Raw genomic sequence first — 18,203 nt, 5'->3', positions numbered from 1 at the left:
AACCTTGCCATGTCCGATCCCATCAAGATCCTGACCGTCGACGACATCGCCAGCAATCTGACCGCGCTCGATGCGGTGCTGGCGCGACCCGACGTCGAACTGGTGCACGCCAACTCCGGCCCGCAGGCGCTGGACCTGCTGCTGCAGCACGAGTTCGGCCTGGCCATCCTCGACGTGCACATGCCGGGCATGGACGGCTTCGAGCTGGCCGAGCTGATGCGCGGCAGCACCCGAACCAACCATATCCCGATCCTGTTCCTGACCGCGGCCGGCTACGACAGCCAGCGCACCTTCAAGGGCTATGCGACCGGCGCGGTCGATTTCCTCTACAAGCCGCTGGACGCCAACATCCTCGCCGCCAAGGTCGATGTGTTCGTGCAGCTGGCGCGGCAGAAGCAGCAGCTGGCCGAGCAGCTCGCCACCACGCAGCGGCTGCTGAAGGCCAACGAGATGCTGATGGCGGTGCTGGCGCACGACCTGCGCACGCCGCTGTCGGCGATCCTGGCCTCGACCTCGTTCCTGGAGCGCTTCTGCCACGACGAGAAGACCGCGCCCGCCGTCGAGCGCATCCGCCGCAGCGGCACGCGCATGGTGCGGATGGTGGATCAGCTGCTCGATGTCGCACGGCTGCACGGCGGCCGCATGCAGCCCTCGCTGCAGCGCGAGGACCTGCATGCGCTGTGCGCGGCGATCGTCGACGAACACGAGAGCCGGCACGGCAAGGGCCGGCTGCTGCTGGAACGCTTCGGCGATACGGTAGCGACGGTCGACCCCGGGCTGCTGTCGCAGGTGCTGGCCAACCTGATCGGCAACGCGCTGCAGCATGGCGACCCGGCGGTGCCGGTGCGCGTGCGGGTCGAGGGCACGGACGACCGCGTGACGGTGGCGGTCAGCAACGGCGGCGCGATCCCGCCTGACCTGCTGCCGCATCTGTTCGACGCCTTCCGCTCGGGGCGCTCGGCCACCGAATCCGAGGGGCTGGGGCTGGGCCTGCATATCGCGCGCGAACTGGCGATGCTGCATGGCGGCGATATCGAGGTCGTTTCGCGCGAGGGGGACGGGAACCACCTTCACGGTGTGGGTGCCGCGGCACGGAGCTGTGTAGCGGTTCGCTGGTCTCGGCGCGCGGGTCATTCACTCCGTAATACCCGCGCCATCTGCTGCGCCGCCTCCTGCAGCACGGGCACCGCCCGCAGCAGTCCTTCCAGCGGTACGCGCGCCGTGGGCGCGTGGCAGGCGATGGCAGCGAGCACCGGGCGCGCGCTTGCCGCCGTGCCGTTCGCCTCCGATGCCAGCTCGCGCACCGGCACCGCCACCGCCGTCATGCCGCGCACGAATTCCTCGTTGTCGACGCCGATGCCGCGCGCGCCGAGCCGATCGAGCTCGGCCTCCAGCAGCGACAGATCGGCCAGCGTGCGCGGCGTATTGCGCGTCAGCACCAGCCGCTGCAGCGTATGCTGCCGCTCCAGCCGGCTCATCGCCGACAGGAACAGCTTGCCGCTGGCGGTGCAGTGCAGCGGCACATGGATGCCCGGCGACAGTTGCAGCCGCAGCGGCTCGTGGGTTTCGACGCGTTCGACGTAGAGCACGCGATCGCCGTCCAGCGCGGTCAGGTTGCAGGTCTCGCCCAGGGCCGCCACCAGCCGGCCCAGGATCGCGCGGCATTCGCGCAGCACCGGCGGGCTGCGCAAGGTCTGCAGCGCCAGCCCCGCGGCCCGCGGTCCCGGCACGAAGCCGCGTTCGGCCGGCATCTGCAGCACGAAACCCGCGCCCTCCATCGCCGCCAGCAGGCGCATCAGCGTGGTCTTCGGCACGTGCAGGCGCTGCGACAGTTGCGCCAGGGTCTGCGGATGCTGGGCGCGCGCGAGCGCATCGAGCACCATCAGCACGCGCAGGCTGCGCGCGTCCTCGTCGGTCACACGCGGGTCTGCCGCACTGGCTGCTGCACTGCGATTCTGAAACGGAATTTGCACGTTCTGTTTCACTTTCCGCGCCTCCACGCGTATTGCCTTTTCATTTCCGGGTCGGCAAATAAAATCGGGACAAGTCGTTCCATTATAAGAACGTTGCTGGCAGAGCCCGCGGCCATTCCGCCCCGGACAAACCCTGCCCGCAACACCCGATCAGGAGACAGCGACGATGTCGCAAACCGTTGACTACATCGTGGTGGGCGCCGGCTCGGCCGGCTGCGTGCTGGCCAACCGGCTCAGCGAGGACGGCCGCCACGCGGTGTGCCTGCTCGAGGCCGGACCGCCGGACCGCTATCCGTGGATCCATATCCCCATCGGCTACGGCAAGACGATGTTCCACAAGGAGGTCAACTGGGGCTTCCATACCGACCCCGACCCCAACATGCTGAACCGGCGCATCTACTGGCCGCGCGGCCGCACGCTGGGCGGCAGCAGCGCGATCAACGGCCTGATCTACGTGCGCGGGCAGCGCGAGGACTACGACCACTGGGCCGCGCTGGGCAATCGCGGCTGGAGCTGGGACGACTGCCTGCCCTACTTCCGCAAGCTCGAGAACAACGACCTCGGCCCCGGCCCGACGCGCGGCACCGAGGGTCCGCTGAACGCGACGTCGATCGATCGGCGCCATCCGCTGGTCGATGCCTTCATCGAAGCGGGCGAAGCGCTCGGCCTGCCGCGCAAGGCCGATTTCAATACCGGCGACCAGGAAGGCGTCGGCTACTACCAGCTGACCACGCGCAAGGGGTGGCGCTGCTCGACCGCGGTGGCCTATCTGCGGCCGGCGCAGTCGCGTCCCAATCTGCGCATCGAGACCGGCGCGCATACGACCGCGATCCTGTTCGAAGGGCGGCGCGCGGTGGGCGTGCGCTATATGCAGAACGGCCGCCAGCACGTGCTGCGCGCGCGCCGCGAGGTGCTGCTGTGCGCCGGCGCGCTGCAGTCGCCGCAGCTGCTGCAGCTGTCGGGGATCGGACCGGCGAGCCTGCTGCGCGAGTTCGGTGTGCCGGTGGTGCACGCGCTGCCCGGCGTCGGCGAGAACCTGCAGGACCATCTGCAGATCCGGCTGATCTACCAGGTGGCGCGGCCGATCACCACCAACGACCAGTTGCGCTCGCTGTTCGGCAAGGCGCGCATGGGGCTCGAATGGCTGCTGTGGCGGCAGGGACCGCTGGCGATCGGCATCAACCAGGGCGCGATGTTCTGCCGCGTCCTGCCGCAGGAGAGCGCGACGCCCGATACGCAGTTCCACTTCGCCACGCTGTCGGCCGACATGGCGGGCGGCCAGGTCCATCCGTTCTCCGGCTGTACGTATTCGGTCTGCCAGCTGCGTCCGGAGTCGCGCGGCACGGTGCGGATCCGCTCGGCCGATCCGTTCACGCCGCCGTCGATGCAGCCCAACTATCTGTCGGCCGAGCTGGACCGGCGCAGCGCGATCGCCTCGGTCCGCTTCGCCCGCCGCGTGGCGCAGACCGAGCCGATGCGCACGCTGATGCAGGCCGAATTCCGGCCCGGCGACGCGGTGCAGTCGGACGACGAGATCCTGCATTTCTGCCGCGAGTACGGCGCCACCATCTTCCATCCGTCGGGTACAGCGAAGATGGGCCCGGCCAGCGATCCGCTGGCGGTGGTCGACGAGCGGCTGCGCGTGCATGGCGTGGCGGGCCTGCGCGTGGTCGATTGCTCGGTGATGCCGACGCTGGTGTCGGGCAATACCAATGTGCCGGTGGTGATGATGGCCGAGCGCGCGGCGGACTTCATTCGCGAGGATGCGCGCGTGCAGACGGTCAGCGAGATCGTCGGCGCGGCGGCGGCGGGGCCGGTTCGGGTCGAGCGCGAGGCTGAGCGCGGGACCGAGCGCGAGCCTGAGCGCAAACCTGAGCGCGAGCCCGAGCGCCAAACCCGACGGCAGACCGAACGCGATACCGAGGGCCAAGCCGAGCGCCAGGCCCATCGCCAACCCGAGCGCGGCATCACCGAGCCGGTCTGACCCCGGCCCGCCATCGCCCCGCCAACGCATAGCGGCAGCGAACCCGGGCTCGGTTCGCTGCGCCACCCACGGCCGAGCCCCCCAGCAGCGCGAGCGCCCGCATACTCATTCCACCAAGGGCGCCGTCCATCCAAAGGAGACAAGCATGGCAAGCCCCAACGAACAGGCGGTACGCAAGGTCGCGATGGCATCGGTGATCGGCGCCACCATCGAGTGGTACGACTTCTTCCTGTACGGCGTCGTCGCCGGCATCGTGTTCAACAAGCTGTATTTCCCGGCCGGCGATCCGGTGGTCGCCACCATGCTGGCCTACACCACCTTCGCGGTGGGCTTCGTCACGCGGCCGCTCGGCGGCGTCATCTTCGGCCACTTCGGCGACCGCGTCGGCCGCAAGAGCATGCTGGTGATCACGCTGATGATCATGGGCATCTCGACCTTCCTGATCGGCCTGGTGCCCACCTACGACAGCATCGGCCTGTGGGCGCCGATCCTGCTGCTGTTGCTGCGCGTGCTGCAGGGCATCGGGCTCGGCGGCGAATGGGGCGGCGCGGTGCTGATGGCCTACGAGTACGCGCCGCCGGGCCGCAAGGGCTTCTATGCCTCGCTGCCCCAGATCGGGCTGTCGATCGGCCTGTGCCTGGCCTCCGGCGTGGTGGCGCTGCTGTCGCTGACGCTGACGGACGAGCAGTTCCTCAGCTGGGGCTGGCGCGTGGCCTTCCTGGTGTCCGCCGGCATGGTCTTCGTCGGCATGTATATCCGGCTGTCGATCAAGGAAACGCCCGAGTTCACCGCGGTCAAGCAGCGCAACGCAGAGACGCGCATTCCCTTTGTCGACATGATGCGGCGCTACCCCGGCAACATCCTGAAGGGCATGGGCGCCCGCTATATCGACGGCGTCTTCTTCAATGTCTTCGGCGTGTTCTCGATCAGCTATCTGACCCAGACGGTGAAGATCAGCCGCACCGAGGCGCTGACCGGCGTGATGGCCGCCGCCATCGTGATGTGTTTCTTCATCCCGTTCTTCGGCCACCTGTCGGACCGCATCGGCCGCACCCGGGTCTACTTCTGGGGATCGCTGATTACCGCATGCTCGGCCTTCCCCGCGTTCTGGCTGATGCTCAACGGCGGCGGCAACGTGATGCTGCTGTGGCTGGCCATCATCGTGCCGTTCGGCATCTTCTACGCCGCGGTCTACGGCCCGGAGGCGGCGCTGTTCTGCGAGCTGTTCGACGCCAAGGTCCGCTATACCGGCATCTCGTTCGTCTACCAGTTCTCGGGCATCTTCGCGTCGGGCATCACGCCGATCATCGCCACCGCGCTGCTGAAGTCGGGCGAGGGCAAGCCGTGGCAGATCTGTGCGTACGTGATGTTTGCCGGGCTGGTGTCGGCGGTATCGGCGGCGTTGATCGGGCGGTCGTCGGGGTCGGGAGAGGCGCGGGAGGCGGGGCCGGTCGTGGCGGCTTCGGCCAGGCAGATGCGCTAGTCGTCCGTGATGGCCGGAGCCGAGGCTTCGGCCAGGCAGATGCGCTGATCGTCCGTGAGGGCCGGAGCCGCGGCTTGGGCCAGGCAGATGCGTTAGTCGTCCGCGAGGGCCGGGGCCGAGGCTTCGGCCAGGCAGATGCGCTAAACGTCCGCGATGGCCGGAGCCGCAGCTTCGGCCTTTTCTTCCACCAGGAACTTGACGTTCAAGGTCGTCCACTCGCTGGACCGGATCACCAGCCGATTGCCCTCGATCGGGTAGAAGCGCCCGTGCTCCTCCAGCCTGCGTCCACGGTCGTCGGTCAATCTGCGCCGGGACGCGGCGGACAGGATGATCCGCTCCAGCTCCCCATCGCTCTTGAACTCGAAATCCTCCAGCAGGCCGGTGTAGAGATACGACTGGTCCTTCATCGGCACCACGGCGCTGACGACCACCATGGCGCCGTCGCTGATGCCCGAATCGATGCCGCTGAAGAGGTAGTACCAGGGCGCCTGCTGCCGGAAGAAGCCGCTCGCCCAGCTGTTCGGATGGTCCAGGTGGAATCGGCTGACCAGCCACCGGCGCAGCATCGCCAGCGCGAAGGCAAGGCCAAACGTCCCGGCGAAGAAACCGAACACCGGCCACGGGTGTTCGTTCAGCCATTCATAGCGGTGCGGCGGGACGCTGGCCGCCGCGGCACCGCCGGACAGCATGCGCAGCGCGTCGCCGAGATAGAGCTGGTAACCGAAATATTCCGTGGCGGCGAGGCCGACCACGGCATCCACGATCAGCGCCAGCACGATGGATTTGATCGCCGTCGCCCCGAAGGGCGTCATGTCGGCTTCGCGCGCCTCTCTGGCCTGGCTGTAGTGGTGATAAAGGAAGCCCGGCGCGACCAGGAAAAACAGCAGGATCGCGGGCAGCGCAATGTTCAAGGTCAGCCCTGGGCGGGAATCAGCTTCAGCTTGACCTCGCGCTCAACGCCCTTGGCGGCGTCCCGGATCTTGAACGTCCTGGTGGAGTTCAGCTTCCCGGTGGCAATGAACTCGCGCAGCGCCTTGTCGCTCTCGGGATCGTTGCGGATCAGCTTGACCGTGGTCCTGACAGTGGCTTTCATCGCTTGTCCTCCAATGGGAAAAGTATAGTCGACGTGCCATGGAGGGCTGGGGGGGACAAGGGGCCGTGGGAATCAGCCTGGCTGCGCGTGAGTCGTAGCCGGCTTGCCAAAGGGTATTTTCATCGTTGTTCCGATGCAGCCCTGGCCAGACTCTGCCGCACAAAAAAAGTAACCCGCCGGTTTGAGGGTACGCTCGCGCGCATAGCCTTGGCGGGTTTTGTTGCCGCGTAGTATAGGGGCGGGCCGGAGCCCGGTGCAAGAGGTTCGCTTCATGGCACGCATATCAGCATGCCTGCTCCACAGCGTCGAATTCAACGCTGCAGCAAGCTTTCGGTTCTTGCATTCGGCGTTCTGGCGGCCCCCCAGTGCCCCCAAAAAGCAAAAGGCCAGAGCGCACGCTCTGGCCTTTGAATCTTGGTGGACCGAAGGAGGATCGAACTCCCGACCTCTGCATTGCGAACGCAGCGCTCTCCCAGCTGAGCTATCGGCCCGTAGCGGGCGATTATAGCGTGAGCTTTGCGGCCATTTCAAGCCGTCGCGGCGGGTTGGCGTGACCGCCGTCGACCCAGCCATCACGCAACCTCAAGCCGCCATGCCCGGGTTTCCGCCCATCCCCCTTGACCGACGGCAGGTTCAGCGGCGCCGCGGCCACTTCCTTGCGCTGGCGCAGCCAGCCGGCCATCAGGTCCCAGATCGGGGGGCCGCCGTTGTGGCGGGCTTCCTCGGCGACCGGGGCCCAGCCGGCGACCTTGTAGGTCTTGCCGGCCTCGATCGGCTTGCCCTTCAGGCGCATCTCGGTGATGCGCTTGCCCATCGGCGCGGCGGGGTCGATGGTGTACTGCAGGCCGCCGACGCGGACCATGTCGCCGCCCTGCTGGTAGTAGGGGTCCGGGTTGAACAGGTTGTCGGCCACGTCTTCCAGCACGGTCTTGATGGTCTCGCCGCTCATCTGCGTCACCGTGGTGTACGGGTAGGTAATCGCGGTCTGGTCCATCAGCTTTTCCATCGTGATGCCCTCCCCGGGCAGCAGCGTGGTGCCCCAGCGAAAGCCCGGCGAGAACGCGATCTCGGCGCCCTGCACGTCCATCAGTCCATCCAGGATCAGCTGGTCGAAGGTGCCGTTGAAATTGCCGCGGCGGTAGAGCAGTTCCTTGTTGACCGCCAGCACCTCGCCCAGCTTCTGCTCGTAGGGCGCGCGGACCTTGCGGATCAGCGCGTCCATCGCCGGATCGGCCGGCAGGTAGTCGGCGAACACCGGCAGCAGCCGGTAGCGGAAATCGGCCACCTTGCCGCCGCGCACGTCGAAGTCGAGCACGCCGAGGAATTTGCCGTTCGAGCCGGCGTTGGTAACCAGCGTGGTACCGCCCGCGTTGCGCACGCGCACCGGGGCCGGCACGCCGTCATGGGTATGGCCGCCGAGGATGGCGTCGAGTCCGCGCACGCGCGAGGCGAGCTTCAGGTCGACATCCATGCCGTTGTGCGACAGCAGCACCACCGCCTGCGCACCCTTGGCGCGGGCCTCGTCGATGATGCGCTGCAGGTTCTCTTCCTGGATGCCGAAGGTCCAGTCCGGCACCAGGTAGCCGGGGTTGGCGATCGGCGTATAGGGGGAAGGCCTGGCCGATGATCGCGACCGGCACGCCGTTCATCTCGCGCAGCGTGTAGGCCTCGAAGACCGGGTCCTCGAAGTCCTTGGTCTTGACGTTCTGCGCCAGGAAGGCGACCTTGCCCTTGAAGTCGCGATCGACCACCTCGCGCACGCGTTCGGCGCCGAGCGTCATTTCCCAGTGCGGGGTCATCGCATCGACGCCGAGCGCCAGCGCGGCGTCGACCATGTCCCTGGCCGCGCGTCCACAGCGCGGTGGCCGAGCCCTGCCAGGTATCGCCGCCGTCGAGCAGCAGCGCGCCGGGGCGGCTGGCCTTCAGCTGCTTGACCAGCGTGGCCAGATGCGCGAACCCGCCGACCTTGCCGTAGCGGCGCGCGGCCTCGTTGAAATCGAGATAGGTGAAGGCGTGCGCCTCGGCGCTGCCCGGCGCGATCCTGTAGTGCTTGAGCAGGGCCTGGCCGACCAGGTGCGGCGGCTTGCCGGCATAGTCCCCGATGCCCAGGTTGACGCTGGGCTCGCGGAAATGGACCGGCAGCAGTTGCGCATGGCAGTCGGTGAAATGCAGCAGGTGCACGTTGCCGAAGCGCGGCACGTCGTACAGCTTCGCCGCGGCCTGCGCCGCCTGCGCGTCGCGCGTGGGAAAAGCCATGCCCGCGGCGCTGGCGATGGCCAGCACCTGCAGGAACTCGCGTCGGTTCATTGTCGTCTTCCTCTCGATGGCGGCCGCGCCGTCCGGTGCAGGACCGGTGCAGGACCGGGACGGGCCGCTTTGCCGCCGCGCTAGGGCCTGGCGTACTTGGCCAGCGCGGCGACCTCCTCCTCCAGCATCTCGCCGACTTCCTTCTGTACGACCTTGCCCCTGGCGTCGATCACGTACAGCTCGGGCAGGCCCTTGCGCGGACCGATCGCGGCGCGCAGCGCCGGCGTGTCCATCGCCGCGGGGAAGGTATAGCCGCGCTGGCGCAGATAGCCGACGGCATCCTTCTGGTCCTTGTCGATGCTGATGGTCAGCACCTGCAGCGGCGTGCCGCGCGTGCTGTCGTAGAGCTTCTGCAGGCGCGGGTTCTGCAGCGCGCAGAACGGGCACCACGAGGCCCAGACCTGCACCACCAGCGGCTTGCCGGCCCAGTGCTCGGGCGGCACGGTGCGGCCGTCGAGCAGCTGGACCGCCGGCAGGCGCACGGTGTCGCCGACTTCGAGGGCGGCGGCCGGCGCGGGGAATGCCAATGCCAACGCCAACGCCACGGTCGACACGATCGCCGCCACGATGCCCGACGCCGCGGCGCGCTTCGCGCGATGCAGCCCCTGCCCCCAGCCGACCGTCACCACCGCCGCGGCCCGCATCGCGCGCCCCTTACTGGTTGACCGGCGAGGCCGGGTCCAGCAGCAGCGCCATCACGTCGCGGATCTGCTGCTCGGTCAGGATGCCCTTATGGCCGAAGCGCGGCATGTTCGAGCACGCGGCAAAGGCGCTGGAGTCCCAGATCTTGCCCCAGGTGTACTTGAGCACCGCTTCCGAGTTGCCGCGCAGCTTGCCGTACTGATACAGCGACGGACCGATGTTGCCGAACGAGATCTCGGCCTTGGTCATCTGGTGGCAGGCATAGCAGTTGCCGCCGTTGACGCCGCCGGGCGGATCGGAGAACTGCATGCCGCGGCCGAGCTGCGCCACCTTTTCGCCTTCCTTCCAGTCGCCGAGCCAGCGATTGTCGGCCGGATAGCGGATCTTCTGCTGTTCGGCGGCCTCGACCTTCTTGGCCACCGCGGCCGGCACCTTGGTGCGGTCGGGATAGTCGCTGCACAGCTGCTGCATCTCGTCGCGCTCGAGCACGCCCTGCAGCGTGGCCGGGCCCTTCGAGGTGAACGAGTTGGCGATCAGGCGTTTCATGTCGCCGTCGGAAACCGGCGGGATATTCGCCGCGGCCTTCGACGAGGCCTTGCCCTTCGATGCCGCGCCGTCCTGCGCCATCGCCGGCGCCGCCAGCATCGCCAGCGCGCCGCACACCGCCGCGGCTGCCGCGCGCAGGCGCGATTGTTCTGTCTGGATCATGTCGTGCTCTCCCCCTGGTTCAGCGCTTCAGGCCCGGGCCGTCGTAGGTGCCGCCGTTGGCATTGCGCGCCAGGAACATCGTGAGCGCGGTGATCACATCGGAGCCGTAGGCGGGCTCGGGGAAGCGCTGCTGGCGCAGGCAGTCGTAGAGCCGGTGCTGCATGGTGCGAACCTCGCCCTGCGACACGCGGTACGCCGGCCAGGTGGTGTAGGCGGCCTGGGCGCCCTTGTCGGTCAGCAGATTGGGCAGGTCCTGCAGGCGGATGCGCTGGCCGTCCACCGCATGGCAGGTCGCGCAGGCGAAGTCGTAGGCGCCGCCGCGGTAATAGAACATCTTCTGGCCCAGCGCGTAGACCTGCTTCTCTTCCGGATGGTCGAGCTTGACGTTCATCTTGACGCCGCGCGACTCGCCGGTGACGAAGGCCACCAGCCGCTCGATGTCGGAACGCTTGCCCGAGGACGAGAACGGCGTCGCGGTGGCCTGCTGCTCGGTCAGCCCCTGCAGCGTCGTGCGACACCACACCAGCCGCTGCTCCAGGTCCATCACCTTGCCGGCGTCGGCGAAATAGCGCGGCAGTTCGGCGTAGGCGCCCTTGGTCACACCGGGGCCCTTGCCGAGGTCGCAGCGCTCGAGCGATACGTTCTTCGGCCCGGCCGGCTTTTTCCACAGCTCCTCGCCGGCGGCTTCCCACAGCTCGGCGGGATTGCCCTCGGCCAGCATCTGCCGGTACTTGGCGATTTCGTCGGTGGTATTGCTTTCGCCCTGCGCCTGCACGGCCATCGCGCCCGTCAGCGCGACGGCGCCGGCGGCGGCCAGCACGGCCCAGCCAGAACGGCGTCGGTTCGGTCTCATGGGGTTTCTCCTCTCGGTCTCGCCGACCAGGCGGGCCGCTGTTGTTCTATGCGCGAATCGTTTCATGCGCGGCTCTTTCCCTGCGCGGATCTTGCCGCGCAGCACGCTACGGCTTGATATAGGCGTAGCCTTCGTCCTGCTGCAGCCGCGCGATCTCGACCACGCCGGCCTGCACTATCCTGGTCTCGAGCAGCAGCTTGTTCTCGGGAATCTGGCGGGCGGTCAGCGTGTTGCGGCAGACGCGGAACTCGACGCCCATGCCGGCCAGCGCGCCGACCGCGGCATCGAAGGTGTTGCCGCGCGCGTCGCGGGCGCCCTCGACCAGGAAATCCACGCCGTAGCCGAGCGCGACCACGACGATCTTCGTATTGGGCGCGCCGGCCAGATGGTTGCGCAGATTCCCGATCGCGCGCACCGCCTGGCCGTTGCCTTCCGACAGCTGGTACACCACCCGGTGGCGTCCGCCCCCCGCTCCGCGGCGCGCCCGCCGTCTGGGCCGTGGCCCGGCTCCCGAGTCCGACCGCCGCCAGCGCGGCGGCCGCCTTTGCAAAGAATGCTCGACGCATGATCTTCCTTCCGCCGCGTCCGCCGCGCCTCGTGCGCGGCCGCCGACCCGGCAACCGAAGGGGCACCTTACCAGAGCGGCCGGCAACCTGCCGGCCGTGCCGGCATCACGAGATGGTGGCCTCGTCGGTCCGCTTGTCGCCGCGATTGTCGACCCAGGTCACCGTGACCTTGTCGCCCTTGGCGCCGCCCTTGAACTTGAAGTTCAGGAACGGGTCCTTGGACACCGCCGGGCCGAAGTTGGCGTGGAAGACCTCCTTGCCCTTGCACTGGGCGATCACGGTCTGGATGTGCCAGGCCGGGATGGTCTTGCCGGACGCGTCCTTGCGCTGGCCGGTTTCCATATCGTGTTTCATCAGAATCTTGACGTCGACCACGCCGCCGTTCTCGGTGGCGCGTACGCGCATCGGGTCTGCCATGACGTTCTCCTGTTGCGATGCTTGCGATGGGCAGTCTGGGAAAGCGGGACGCCGGGCGGTCAGCGCGGCGCCTGTGCCTGCGATCGGCGTGGTCAGCCGCCGCAGCCGCCCAGCGTCACCTTGATCTCCTTGGAGGCGACATACCACTTGCCGCCGGCCTTGACGGCCGCATGCACCACGGAGGTCTGGCCCATCTTCACGCGCGTGGAGACGAACGGCTCGGTACCGGCCGGGATCACGAAGTCCGCGGCCAGCGTATTGGGATTCTTCTCGACCAGGATCGCGATCTGCTCGGTGTCGGGCAGATTGCTGGTGACCGCCACCGGCACCACGGCGCCGTTCTCGGCGATATCGGGCGCGTTGAAGGCGATGGAGCCGCTCTTCTCCGGCGCACCGCCGCCCAGGGCCTTGATCACGTCGTTGACGCTCTTGCCCTCGAAGGCCGCCTTGTTCCACTCGGCCGCCTGCGCCTCGCCGATCAGGCCGGCTGCCGCCATCAGCGACACGACGGCACTGACCCGCAGCATCTCTCGTCTTGTGATGTTCATGGTGTCCTGCACTCCTGCTTCTACCCGCCCCGCGGTATTCGTTTGGTCGCCACGCCGGCCGGCCTGGCGCGGGCGGTGCATCGCCGCCCGGTCACTGCTGTCGTTGCCTGTTGCTGCTTGTTGCCGCTTGTGCTGCTGCTTCTTGCTGCTTACGACTGCCTGCTGCTGTTCCTGCCGTGGCCGGCGACGGCGGCGCAACTGCGATTGCCGCCGATACGCCGGCCCGTCACCAGGCAATTACTTGGCCGGTGCGCCGGCCAGAACCCACTCCAGCACGGTCTTCACATCGGCTTCGCTGATATTCGGGTTGGCCGGCATCGGCACCGGGCCCCAGACGCCCGAACCGCCCTTCTTGACCTTGTCGGTCAGCTTCGCCATCGCGCCCTTGTCGCCCTTGTACTTGGCGGCGACTTCCTTGTAGGACGGCCCGACCAGCTTCTTGTCCACCTGGTGGCAGCCCATGCAGGCGTTCTTGGTGGCGATCTCCTGGGCCTTGGCCGCGTCGACGGCGGCGTGGGCGGAGGCCGCACCGGCCAGCATCATGGCTGCAATCACGAACTGCTTCATTGTTCTCCTCTCCGAACTGGAATGAGCCGTGGGGACGGCACGGCCGTGTGGCAGCGGATCTGCCCGGCACGGCGGCGTATTGGTCCGGCCCGGCCCCTTCGATGGGGGCGCCAGGGCGGCCCAATACGCTATTTTGCCTCAAGTATCCACTTCACCATGGCTTGAATATCCGATTCTGGAACTTGCGGTTGCGGTGGCATCGGCACCGGCCCCCCACGCGCCCTGCCCGCCGCTGCGGATTTTCTGCGCCAGCGGACCGTGGGCGTCCTTGCCCTTGTAACGCTGGGCGATCTCGTGGAACGACGGTCCGACCAGCTTGCGGTCCTGCGCGTGGCAGGCCAGGCATTGGTACTGGCCGGTCAGCCTGGCGCCGAGGGGGCTGGGCGGCGGCGGTGGCCGCCGGGTTGGCCGCCGCGTTGCCTACAGTCGCGGCCGCGGCCTTGCCCGCCGGCTTGTCCTTCGCCCCGTCCTCCGGCGACCCGGTCGCGACGCCCCGCACCGGGCCGAAGCCGCGCTGCTGCGCCGCCAGGTCGCCGTGCGTGCCGCGCGCGTATTCCGGGATCAGCGAACTGACCTCGACCTTGCCGGCGCAGTTGGCCATGCAGGCGGTATTGCGCGTGTCCGGCTTGCCGCGGCCCGGCCACAGGCCGTGCTCGGTGGTCATGCCGTTGCGGTTCGGCAGCTTGCGCTGGACCTCGCCGATATTGGCGTCCGACAGCGTGAAGTCGGCCGGCACGATGTCGCCCAGGTTCAGGATGTAGGCGGTCACCGCGTAGACCTCGTCGACGGTCAGGCTCCTGGGCGCGTCCCAGGGCATCGCGCGGTGGATGTAGTCCCACAGCGTGCTGACCGTGCTCAGCTTCATCAGCGAGGTGCGGTAGGGCTGCGAGCCGGTCATCGCCGCGACGCGTCCGCTGGCGATATCGGCCGCGGTGGTGCCGCCGGCGATCGGCGTGAAGACCGCGTTGGATTCACCGAAGTCGCCGTGGCAGGAGGCGCAGCGCGCATCCCAGACGGTCTGGCCCTGCGCGACGGTGCCGCGCCCGGGCGGCAGGCCCTGGAAGTCGGGGCGGACGTCGATGTCCCAGGCTTTCACTTCTGCGGCGGTGGCGGTGCGGCCGAGCTGGGCGCGGGCGGCCTTGGCGTCCCTGGAAACCGCGGCGTCCCTGGAGACCGGGGTGCCCTTGGAGACCGGGGCGCCCCCCGGAAAGCGCCGCGTCCTGGACCGCGGCATTGGAACCCGCCTGCGCGGCACGCACCGCCGGAGTCGACAGGGCCGCCCCGCCCGCGATGCCGATCAGCAGGCCGGCCAGCATGGCGCCACGGCGCCAGCCCGGGCGGGCGCCGGCGCGGGCGCGATTGCCGCGCTTGCCGCGCTCGCCCCCCATCGCCGCTATCGCACCTGGACATTGGACACCTCGCCGCTGGCCGCGACCAGCCAGCTCTGGATCGCGTTGTTGTGGTAGATCGAGCGCGTGCCGCGCACCGCGCGCAGCTGCGCGATGGTCGGCTGCACGTAGCCGGTCTCGTCGATCGCCCGGCTCTGCAGGATCGCCGGCGAGCCGTCCCAGACCCAGTCGAGATTGAAGCGGGTCAGGCATTTGGACAGCACCGGCGTCTCCAGCCGCGCGGTGCGCCAGTTGCGCCCGCCGTCGACCGAGACATCGACGCGGCGCACCTTGCCGCGGCCGGACCACGCCAACCCGCTGACGTTGTAGAAACCTTTGCCGGTCAGCCGCTGGCCGCCCGACGGCGTGGTGATCACGGACTTGCATTCCTGGATCGACGTGTACTGCCGCAGCATGCCGTCCGGCATCATGTCGACGTAGTGCAGCGTCTCGTCCTTGGTGTTCCAGGGCCGGTCGCCCAGCTCCAGCCGGCGCAGCCATTTGACCCACGACACGCCCTGCACGCCCGGCACCACCAGCCGCAGCGGATAGCCGTTCTCGGGCCGTAGCATCTCGCCGTTCATGCCCCAGGCGACGATGATCTCGTCGGCCAGCTCCATCGGGATGGTGCGCGTCATCGCCGAACCGTCACCACCCTCGGCCAGCAGATAGCGGCCGCGGCGCTGGTCGGCGCCGGCGTCGTCGAGCAGCACGCGCAGCGGCACGCCGGTGAATTCGCAGCAGGACAGCATGCCGTGCGTGTACTGCACCGTCGGCACCGCGACATTGCCCCATTCCATGCCGGTATTGGCGCCGCATTCGATGAAGTGCATGCGCGAGACCGACGGCAGCCGCATCAGCTCGTCCATCGTATAGACGCGCGGGGCCTTGACCAGGCCGTTGATCATCAGCCGATGGCGGGTCGGGTCGATGTCGTGCCAGCCCTGGTGATGCCGCTCGAAATGCAGGCCGTTGGGCGTGATGATGCCGAACAGGCCCTGCAGCGGCGCGAAGCTGACCGAGGCCGCCGACACGCGCGTCAAACCCGGCGATTCGCGCCGCGCCAGGGCGGTTTCGTGGCTGGAAGGCTGGCCGTAGGGACGCGCGGCGACCGGTCGGCCGAGCGAGGTGGCCCAGGGTTGGGGCTTCAGGATGGCGGGATCGCCGTCGGCGGCGGTGTGGGTGGCCGTGGAGGTTGTCGTAGAGGCGGCGGCATTGCCGGTCGCGGCGCGCGCCGGCTTGAACAGGCCCGCCGCCGCCGCCGTGGCGCCGGCAGCCGCGAGAAAGCTGCCGCGCAGCAGATCGCGTCGGCGGCTGTCGATGCCGTGGCGCCCGATCTGCTGCTGCAGGTCGGCACTGACGAAGTGTTCCGGCGCGGGCTCGATGCGACCCGGGCGACTGCGATCCGGCACGTTCGGTCTCCTCGGCCGCTCGCCGCGCTCCCGTGCGGGCGCGGTCGGCATGCCTGTTCGTATTGGGGCGCGCTGGGGGGACTGCCGCGCGCTTCGTCTTGATGTTCAGCGCGCGCGGTGGCAACCGATGCGCGCTTCGTGCTGCTGTCAGCGCGCCGCGCCGGCTCCACCCGTCTTGCGCGGCGACGCGCCGCGCCGCTTCGGCTCGGTGGGCATGAAGCGGTCCACCATCGCGACCTGCTGCGCGTCGTCCTCGATCCGCGCGGCCACCTGCACGCACACGGTCCGGCACAGCTCCACCACGCTCTGGTCGGCGATCGCGTAGTACACCAGGTTCGCCTCCTTGCGCCGCGCCAGCACGCCGGAGCGGAACATCGCGTTCAGATGCCGCGACACATTGGCCTGCGACGAACCCACCGTCTCGACCACGGCGCCGACCGGCTTCTCACCGTCGCACAGCGCGTGCAGGATCTTCAGCCGCGTCGGCTCCGCGAGCAGCGCGAAGTAGTGCGACACCTGTTCGAAGACGCGATCCAGTTCGTTCATGCGATTCACTGTATGCGTATATGCGTGAAGACGCATGTATCGTTTACCCCCAGCTCCCCGGCAACGACGGCGCGCAGGCCACGCTCGCCAAATCGCGCCATGTCGGCGTCATGCCGCTGTCCTGTCGGCGTCATGTCGGCGTCATGTCGGGCGCCGCCTGGCAGCGGCGTGAGAATGCAAGCCACCCACGCAACCTTGCTAAAGTCCGCGCCGTTAGACGATCGAGCCGCGATAGCCGGCGCCCATACATTGCGTCCTCCACCACGACGAAGGAGCAACGAAACATGGCCTCGATCTATCCCGCCGTCCGTTCCCACGAGGCGCTACTGGCAGCCGCCGAACGCACGGCCGCCGCCCGGCATGGAGAAGCCGCCGGTGCGACGCCTGCCACGGCAACGTACTTCGAAGCAAGCGGCTCCGTGCAAATCGGCCCTTATTCGGGCCATCTGCGCTATCTGACCCCGCCGCTTGCCGATCGGCCCAAGCGTGCCGTTGCGGAGCTCGACGAAGCGGTGCAAAAACAGCGCGGCCTCTGCAGGAAGCTGTTCGACAAGGTGTTTCGCGGCATCGGCCTGGACGGCCGGATATGGCTGAGCGAGCCGCAGTTCCACACGTTCCGGTACGTGGACGGCCTCTATGGCCTTGCGGTGGATTCGCTCGGGCAAGAGAAGCGGGCCGAGGCAAGCGCGGACCTTGCGTTCATGATCGCCTCGATGGAGGTCTTCAGGAATGGACCCGCGGCCCTGGCGCGAATTCGGACGGCCGCCAGAAAGGGCGATCAGTCGGCGCTGCAGGGTATCGTCCTGTCCATCGCCGTGCCGGTCGTCGCCGAGGCAGCGTGGCGCACCCCCGGCACCGTTCGGCAGCTGGTGGCGTTGTGCGGCACCGGCGCGCAGATCCTGTCCCTCGCGGAAACCGGTGATCCGATGCACCAGGGAAGCGCCGTGGCCGGGCTCAGCCGCATGCTCGATGACGATGCCACCGTCCAGTGCATCGCCGACACACTTGCCAACGAAATCCGCGGCATGTCGTTCAGCGACGCCCGCAAGGGGGTGCTGCCCTTCATGATCCAGGGGCGGCACAGCTCCTTTTGCCAAGGATCGCGCAGGCCGCGACCGCGTTCCGCAACTGTGGATCGCACTGGGCGACACCGTGGCGACGAGCGAGGACGCGGCCATCCTGGCGAACGATCACGTCGCCTGCGGCCTCGGGGCATATCACCGCGCGATGAACTTCGTCCTGTCGGACAAGTCGGCCATCCATCGGATACGGCTGTCCCTGCTGGACCTGCTCCATAGGAATCCATCCGACGACGGCTGGCGCATCAGCCCGGAAAACGGGCGCAAGGTGGCGGCGTTCCTGATGGGCACGGCCGTGGACGAGCCGGCGCAACCGGGCACGATACTGTCGCGCAGTGCGCTGCAGCTGGTCTGGGGCCACTCGGTCATCGCGACGGCCATCGACAGCACGGCGCGGGACGCCATGGCGACGGGCGGCGACATCAAGCCGTTGCAGCCGCTACTGCGGACGCATCCGAACAAGAACTACGTCGCGCAGTACTGCCGTATTTCGCCCGTCATCGACACATGGAGCCGGTCATGGACCAGCCGCTATGGCGCACGCGAGGAGATTCCGACCGATGCGAGGCGCGGGCCGCGCCGTTCCCCCGCAGCGGCCCGGTCGTTTGCGGTCGCCTGACGCCAGCCTTGCCGAGTC

Annotated in this window: 15 protein-coding genes, 1 tRNA gene and 4 pseudogenes; 5 read left to right on the top strand and 15 right to left on the bottom strand. The window is 68.4% G+C overall.

The genetic code is table 11. The features are described from left to right. Positions 1 to 9: 9 nt before the first annotated feature. Positions 10 to 1,105, top strand: a pseudogene (locus tag OJJOAM_RS10025) (hybrid sensor histidine kinase/response regulator). Between the two features lie 25 nt (positions 1,106 to 1,130). Here the strand turns inward: OJJOAM_RS10025 and OJJOAM_RS10020 are convergent. Then, positions 1,131 to 1,985, bottom strand: coding sequence for an IclR family transcriptional regulator (locus tag OJJOAM_RS10020; protein ID WP_422647875.1), 855 nt, complete (start codon positions 1,983 to 1,985; stop codon positions 1,131 to 1,133). A gap of 154 nt (positions 1,986 to 2,139) precedes the next feature. Here OJJOAM_RS10020 and OJJOAM_RS10015 point away from each other — a divergent pair, with 154 nt between their 5' ends. After that, positions 2,140 to 3,957 carry a GMC family oxidoreductase gene (locus OJJOAM_RS10015; RefSeq protein WP_422647874.1) on the top strand — a complete coding sequence of 606 codons (1,818 nt, stop codon included), beginning with the start codon at positions 2,140 to 2,142 and terminating at the stop codon, positions 3,955 to 3,957. Positions 3,958 to 4,102: 145 nt separating this feature from the next. After that, positions 4,103 to 5,440 (top strand): MFS transporter, encoded by a 1,338-nt coding sequence (locus OJJOAM_RS10010; protein WP_150081975.1) that lies wholly within the window; start codon positions 4,103 to 4,105, stop codon positions 5,438 to 5,440. Between the two features lie 140 nt (positions 5,441 to 5,580). On the opposite strand, the gene OJJOAM_RS10005 is transcribed toward OJJOAM_RS10010, so the two are convergent. The 14 genes and pseudogenes from OJJOAM_RS10005 to OJJOAM_RS09940 form a co-directional block, all read right to left on the bottom strand. Beyond that, complete coding sequence (locus tag OJJOAM_RS10005; RefSeq protein WP_422647873.1) at positions 5,581 to 6,351, bottom strand: DUF6338 family protein; 771 nt, start codon at positions 6,349 to 6,351, stop codon at positions 5,581 to 5,583. 2 nt (positions 6,352 to 6,353) lie between these two features. Next, positions 6,354 to 6,533 carry a hypothetical protein gene (locus OJJOAM_RS10000; RefSeq protein WP_023265082.1) on the bottom strand — a complete coding sequence of 60 codons (180 nt, stop codon included), beginning with the start codon at positions 6,531 to 6,533 and terminating at the stop codon, positions 6,354 to 6,356. Positions 6,534 to 6,948: 415 nt separating this feature from the next. Further along, a tRNA-Ala gene (locus OJJOAM_RS09995) sits at positions 6,949 to 7,024 on the bottom strand. Positions 7,025 to 7,115: 91 nt separating this feature from the next. Further along, a pseudogene (gene soxB, locus OJJOAM_RS09990) lies at positions 7,116 to 8,840 on the bottom strand (thiosulfohydrolase SoxB). 80 nt (positions 8,841 to 8,920) lie between these two features. Next, on the bottom strand, positions 8,921 to 9,484 hold the full coding sequence (locus tag OJJOAM_RS09985; protein ID WP_422647872.1) for a TlpA family protein disulfide reductase: 564 nt from the start codon (positions 9,482 to 9,484) through the stop codon (positions 8,921 to 8,923). Between the two features lie 10 nt (positions 9,485 to 9,494). Then, positions 9,495 to 10,190: a sulfur oxidation c-type cytochrome SoxX gene (gene soxX, locus OJJOAM_RS09980; RefSeq protein WP_422647871.1), complete on the bottom strand. Its 696-nt coding sequence runs from the start codon at positions 10,188 to 10,190 to the stop codon at positions 9,495 to 9,497. Positions 10,191 to 10,209: 19 nt separating this feature from the next. Continuing rightward, a complete protein-coding gene (soxA, locus tag OJJOAM_RS09975; RefSeq protein WP_422647870.1) occupies positions 10,210 to 11,043 on the bottom strand; it encodes a sulfur oxidation c-type cytochrome SoxA in 834 nt (277 codons plus the stop codon). A gap of 106 nt (positions 11,044 to 11,149) precedes the next feature. Then, positions 11,150 to 11,609, bottom strand: a pseudogene (locus OJJOAM_RS09970) (DsrE family protein). Between the two features lie 105 nt (positions 11,610 to 11,714). Further along, a complete protein-coding gene (soxZ, locus tag OJJOAM_RS09965) occupies positions 11,715 to 12,026 on the bottom strand; it encodes a thiosulfate oxidation carrier complex protein SoxZ (protein ID WP_149317537.1) in 312 nt (103 codons plus the stop codon). A gap of 92 nt (positions 12,027 to 12,118) precedes the next feature. Beyond that, positions 12,119 to 12,574, bottom strand: coding sequence for a thiosulfate oxidation carrier protein SoxY (soxY, locus tag OJJOAM_RS09960; RefSeq protein ID WP_149317536.1), 456 nt, complete (start codon positions 12,572 to 12,574; stop codon positions 12,119 to 12,121). Positions 12,575 to 12,811: 237 nt separating this feature from the next. Then, entirely contained in the window at positions 12,812 to 13,141 is a 330-nt protein-coding gene (locus tag OJJOAM_RS09955; RefSeq protein ID WP_006577473.1) for a c-type cytochrome, read from the bottom strand. 128 nt (positions 13,142 to 13,269) lie between these two features. Next, positions 13,270 to 14,375 (bottom strand): annotated as a pseudogene (locus tag OJJOAM_RS09950) (c-type cytochrome). A gap of 159 nt (positions 14,376 to 14,534) precedes the next feature. Further along, complete coding sequence (gene soxC / locus OJJOAM_RS09945; RefSeq protein WP_422647869.1) at positions 14,535 to 15,941, bottom strand: sulfite dehydrogenase; 1,407 nt, start codon at positions 15,939 to 15,941, stop codon at positions 14,535 to 14,537. A 147-nt stretch (positions 15,942 to 16,088) separates the two neighbouring features. Beyond that, positions 16,089 to 16,487 carry an ArsR/SmtB family transcription factor gene (locus OJJOAM_RS09940; RefSeq protein WP_422647868.1) on the bottom strand — a complete coding sequence of 133 codons (399 nt, stop codon included), beginning with the start codon at positions 16,485 to 16,487 and terminating at the stop codon, positions 16,089 to 16,091. Between the two features lie 284 nt (positions 16,488 to 16,771). Here OJJOAM_RS09940 and OJJOAM_RS09935 point away from each other — a divergent pair, with 284 nt between their 5' ends. After that, complete coding sequence (locus OJJOAM_RS09935) at positions 16,772 to 17,785, top strand: hypothetical protein (protein ID WP_422647867.1); 1,014 nt, start codon at positions 16,772 to 16,774, stop codon at positions 17,783 to 17,785. Next, a complete protein-coding gene (locus OJJOAM_RS09930) occupies positions 17,715 to 18,185 on the top strand; it encodes a hypothetical protein (RefSeq protein ID WP_422647866.1) in 471 nt (156 codons plus the stop codon). Before OJJOAM_RS09935 ends, OJJOAM_RS09930 begins: the two co-directional genes overlap by 71 nt. Positions 18,186 to 18,203 lie beyond the last annotated feature (18 nt).

Origin of the sequence: Cupriavidus sp. H18C1 (assembly GCF_049311595.1) — a bacterium.
In the GTDB taxonomy this organism is placed as follows: domain Bacteria; phylum Pseudomonadota; class Gammaproteobacteria; order Burkholderiales; family Burkholderiaceae; genus Cupriavidus; species Cupriavidus cauae.
Note: the sequence above shows the minus strand (reverse complement) of the source record. Positions and strands in the feature narration are given on the sequence as shown.

What these genes read in the sequence shown, in the direction of transcription:
- OJJOAM_RS10010 (WP_150081975.1), top strand. Translation starts at nt 4,103, where the DNA reads ATGGCAAGCCCCAACGAACAGGCGGTACGCAAGGTCGCGATGGCATCG.
- soxX (WP_422647871.1), bottom strand. Translation starts at nt 10,190, where the DNA reads ATGATCCAGACAGAACAATCGCGCCTGCGCGCGGCAGCCGCGGCGGTG.
- OJJOAM_RS09940 (WP_422647868.1), bottom strand. Translation starts at nt 16,487, where the DNA reads ATGAACGAACTGGATCGCGTCTTCGAACAGGTGTCGCACTACTTCGCG.
- OJJOAM_RS09985 (WP_422647872.1), bottom strand. Translation starts at nt 9,484, where the DNA reads ATGCGGGCCGCGGCGGTGGTGACGGTCGGCTGGGGGCAGGGGCTGCAT.
- soxA (WP_422647870.1), bottom strand. Translation starts at nt 11,043, where the DNA reads ATGAGACCGAACCGACGCCGTTCTGGCTGGGCCGTGCTGGCCGCCGCC.
- soxZ (WP_149317537.1), bottom strand. Translation starts at nt 12,026, where the DNA reads ATGGCAGACCCGATGCGCGTACGCGCCACCGAGAACGGCGGCGTGGTC.
- soxY (WP_149317536.1), bottom strand. Translation starts at nt 12,574, where the DNA reads ATGAACATCACAAGACGAGAGATGCTGCGGGTCAGTGCCGTCGTGTCG.
- OJJOAM_RS09930 (WP_422647866.1), top strand. Translation starts at nt 17,715, where the DNA reads ATGAACTTCGTCCTGTCGGACAAGTCGGCCATCCATCGGATACGGCTG.
- OJJOAM_RS09935 (WP_422647867.1), top strand. Translation starts at nt 16,772, where the DNA reads ATGGCCTCGATCTATCCCGCCGTCCGTTCCCACGAGGCGCTACTGGCA.
- OJJOAM_RS09955 (WP_006577473.1), bottom strand. Translation starts at nt 13,141, where the DNA reads ATGAAGCAGTTCGTGATTGCAGCCATGATGCTGGCCGGTGCGGCCTCC.
- OJJOAM_RS10015 (WP_422647874.1), top strand. Translation starts at nt 2,140, where the DNA reads ATGTCGCAAACCGTTGACTACATCGTGGTGGGCGCCGGCTCGGCCGGC.
- OJJOAM_RS10000 (WP_023265082.1), bottom strand. Translation starts at nt 6,533, where the DNA reads ATGAAAGCCACTGTCAGGACCACGGTCAAGCTGATCCGCAACGATCCC.